This is a genomic window from Nonomuraea lactucae, assembly GCF_003313395.1.
GTDB lineage: Bacteria > Actinomycetota > Actinomycetes > Streptosporangiales > Streptosporangiaceae > Nonomuraea > Nonomuraea lactucae.
Genome location: NZ_QNFZ01000135.1, coordinates 1 through 3,721 on the forward strand (window position 1 = coordinate 1; position 3,721 = coordinate 3,721).

3 protein-coding genes are annotated in these 3,721 nt (G+C 70.5%); 1 reads left to right on the forward strand and 2 read right to left on the reverse strand.

The annotated features are described in order from the left end of the window. Positions 1-400: 400 nt before the first annotated feature. Positions 401-1,504 carry an RNA polymerase sigma factor RpoD gene (gene rpoD, locus DQW85_RS09350; RefSeq protein WP_240197050.1) on the forward strand — a complete coding sequence of 368 codons (1,104 nt, stop codon included), beginning with the start codon at positions 401-403 and terminating at the stop codon, positions 1,502-1,504. Positions 1,505-1,580: 76 nt separating this feature from the next. On the opposite strand, the gene DQW85_RS09355 is transcribed toward rpoD, so the two are convergent. Both DQW85_RS09355 and DQW85_RS09360 read right to left on the reverse strand, forming a co-directional pair. Next, positions 1,581-2,390 carry a transporter substrate-binding domain-containing protein gene (locus DQW85_RS09355; RefSeq protein ID WP_113699971.1) on the reverse strand — a complete coding sequence of 270 codons (810 nt, stop codon included), beginning with the start codon at positions 2,388-2,390 and terminating at the stop codon, positions 1,581-1,583. Next, the coding region (locus DQW85_RS09360) for a hypothetical protein (RefSeq protein ID WP_113699972.1) at positions 2,387-3,721 on the reverse strand (1,335 nt) is incomplete at its 5' end. The genes DQW85_RS09360 and DQW85_RS09355, both read right to left, overlap by 4 nt.

Sequence of the window (3,721 nt, forward strand, 5' to 3'; positions counted from 1 at the left end):
GCCCCGGGAGCGGGCGAGCCGCGGGCGCGCGGGCGGCGCGCCCGGCCGGTGGCGCGGAAATCCGGGGCGGTCGTGTCGGAATTATTATTCGCGTCAGTCGTACGCACACTCGCGCATGACCCGAACCTCGCTCGGAAGCGCGGCCGTCACGCCGGTGTCAGGGCAGGCCGGGAGGTACGTCCGGCGGTGCCCGCCGCGGGACGTGCCAATCCACATCGCGTAATGGGCTTTTCTTTCCTGATCAAACTCCGGCCAAACCTTTAATAGATCTCAATTCGGTAAGGGTGTCGGCCTTACCTTCAGTGACAAAAATGGGTCTGCCATTTTCCGGAAGCAATACTGCAGACTGTCTCCCGTGGGTGCATCGGTGCTGCCAAGTGGGCCGCCATCCGTGGATCAGGTGGCGGACCTCGTCGCGAAGGGAAGGGAGCGCGGAAGCGTAACCGTCGATGACGTCGCAGCCGCGCTTGACCGATCCGAGCTGCCGTCCGACGCGCTGGAACGCGTCGTGCGGATGCTCGCCGAGAACGGTGTGGAGGTCCTCGAGCCCCAGGGCGACGAGGAGACCAGCCGCGCTGATGAGGAGGACATAGGCAAGCGGGCGCCGACCAGCGATCTGGTCCGCATCTACCTGCGGGAGATCGGCCGGGTGCCGTTGCTGACAGCCGAGGAGGAGGTGGAGCTGGCCAAGTCGATCGAAGCCGGTCTGTTCGCCGAGGACAAGCTGGCCAACGGGGTCTCGCGCCTGGCCTTCCCCGAGTTCAGGGAGCTCGTGTGGCAGGGCACGCGGGCCAAACAGCGTCTCATCGAGGCCAACCTGCGGCTCGTGGTGTCGATCGCCAAGCGCTACGTGGGGCGCGGGATGCTGTTCCTGGACCTGATCCAGGAGGGGAACCTCGGCCTGATCCGCGCGGTCGAGAAGTTCGACTACACCAAGGGCTACAAGTTCTCCACCTACGCCACGTGGTGGATCCGGCAGGCGATCACGCGGGCGATAGCCGACCAGGCCCGCACCATTCGCATCCCGGTGCACATGGTGGAGACGATCAACAAGCTCGTCCGCGTGCAACGCCAGCTCCACCAGGACCTCGGCCGCGAGCCCGTCCCCGAGGAGATCGCCAAGGAGATGGACCTCCCGGTCGACCGCGTGGTGGAGATCCAGCGCATCGCCCAGGAGCCCGTGTCGCTGCAGTCGCCGATCGGCGAGGAGGACTCCGACCTCGGTGACTTCATCGAGGACGCCGACGCGGTCGTGCCCATGGAGGCGGCGGCCTTCATCATGCTGCAGGACCAGCTCGACGACATCCTGGCGACGCTGTCGGACCGCGAGCAGCGCATCATCCAGCTCCGCTTCGGCCTGGCCGACGGGCATCCCCGCACGCTGGAGGAGGTGGGCAGGGAGTTCGGCGTCACCAGGGAGCGCATCAGGCAGATCGAGTCGAAGACGCTGGCCAAGCTCCGCCATCCGACGCGGGCGCAGATGCTGCGCGACTACCTCGACTGAGACGTCCCACCCGTAGAACCGGTGACCCGCCCCGCTCGGGGGTCACCGGTTCCAGCTTTCCCGGACGGTTCCGAGGCTAGAAGCAGCCCTCGAACTGCGGCACCGCCACGGTCGACAGGTCCAGGCCCGACCTGCCGAACCACCGCTTCAGCAGGGCCGCGGCCGTGCCGTCCTGGTACATGGCGGTGATCGCCCGGTTGACCGCCTCGCAGCCCTCGACGTCGCCCTTGCGCATGCCCACCCCGGTCCGTTGCTCGTTGAACTGGGCGTTGACCAGCCGCAGGCCGGAGCCGTCCTGGATGGCGAGCCCCGCCAGGATGACCTCGTTGGTGGTGATGGCGTCCAACTCGTCGGCCTTCAGGGCCGCGAGGCAGGCGGCGTAGTCGCGCACCGGCACCACCCGTGCCGCCACCCCGCGCTCGTCCACGACCCGCTGCGCCGCGTTCGAGCCCTGGACCTCACAGATGCGCCGCCCTTTCAGGTCGCGCACGTTGCGGATCGACGTGTCGTCCCGCCGCACCAGGATGTCCTGGTAGGAGACGTGGTACGGCCCGGCGAACAGGACGTGCTGCTTGCGGTCCATGGTGATGGAGTAGGTGGCCAGGACCAGGTCGGCCCGTCCGGAGGTGGCGGCGCGTTCCCGCTCGGCTGCCAGCACCGGGACGAACGTGGCCTGCTTGCCGAGCTTGCGCGCGATGTAGCGGCCCACGTCCACGTCGAAGCCCTCCAGCTTCCCGTCCGGCCTGCGGAACCCGATCGAGGGCAGGTCGGGCCGGACCGCGATGACCAGCCTGTCCTTGTCCACGACCGACTCGGGCCCGTCACCGGCGCAGCCCGCGCAGAGCAGCGCGGCCAGGGTCAGCGCCACCGCCAGCAGCCGCTTCATCGGTACTCCTTGAGCCGGGGCCACACCCCTGCCGCGACCAGCAGGCCGATGCCGCCGATCACGAACGGGAACAGCCGCCACAGGTTGTCGAGCGCGCGCTCACCCGCGCCGATGGCCCGCTCGAACGCGGTCTCGTGCCGCTGCGAGACCGCCAGCAGCGTCCGGTCGTAGGCGTCGAACGCCTCCCGCACCGGCCCCAGCCGGGCGGCGACCGCCTCGCCGGCGCGCCCCGCGCGCACGAGCGCGCGGAAGTCCGCGTCGGCCCGCTGGAACCCGGTGTACGCCTCCAGCACCCGTCTGCCGTCGGGGTCGGCGAGCCGCGTGCCCATCAGGCCGAGGTAGTCCCGGGCGCCCCCCGACACCTTGGCGTGGTAGGCGGCGAGGTTGCCGGCCTGGAGGTAGAACACCGTCTGCGACTTGTCCAGGAAGGTGTGCTCGTAGGTGTCGGCCCGCACCTTGTCGAGCAGGTAGCGGCTCTGGTCGCCCTGCATGCTGTTGCTGATGGCCCGCGCCCTGGCCACGGTCAGCACCGGATCGAACCCGTCGGCCTTGGCGGCCCGCAGGTCTCGCAGGTCCTCGCCGAGCACGGCCGTCCCCGCGAACAGGGCGACGGCGGTCACCACGGTCGCGGCCAGCAGCGCGGGCCCGAACACCCGGCGGAAGCGCGCCGCCAGATAGATCTGCAGCCAGACCAGGCAGACCAGCGCGGCGATCCCGGTCAGCACCACCGCGACCCGCAGGACCGGCACCGTGGCGCTCTTGTCGTCGTAGGTGCGGCGCACGATGGTGCCGTTCTCCAGCGTCAGGTTGTACGCCTGCGGCAGCAGCACCTGCCGCATCAGGTCGGTCGCCTGCCGGTAGAGCGCGACGACGTTGTCGGGAGGCGGCCCGGCCGCGTGGTTCGCCTGGGCGTCGAGGAGCAGCGCCTGCCCGGCCAGCCGCTCGTAGCGGCCGAGCCCGTCGAGCACCGACTGGACGGTCCGCCGTTCGGCCGGGTTGTCGCCGGACAGCTCGAACGCCTTCATCAGCGCCGCGTTGGCCTCGGAGCGCCGCTGCTCGTACCTGGCGATGGCGGCCTGTCGCCGGTCGCCGTACTCCCTGCCCATCAGCAGCGCGTCGGCGACCTGCGCGTCCATGTCGCTCAGCCCGAAGTACAGCCCGGCGGTGGCGACGACCTGCGGGCCCGCGTCGTGCCCGGTGACGCGGAGGCCGTCGCGGGCCGAGGCGCTGCCCACGGCCAGGGCGGTGAAGAACAGCGCGAGCGCCGTCACCGTGGCGGCGGTGATGACGCGGATCCGGCCGGGCACGCTGCGCCGCGCGGCGGGCCGGCG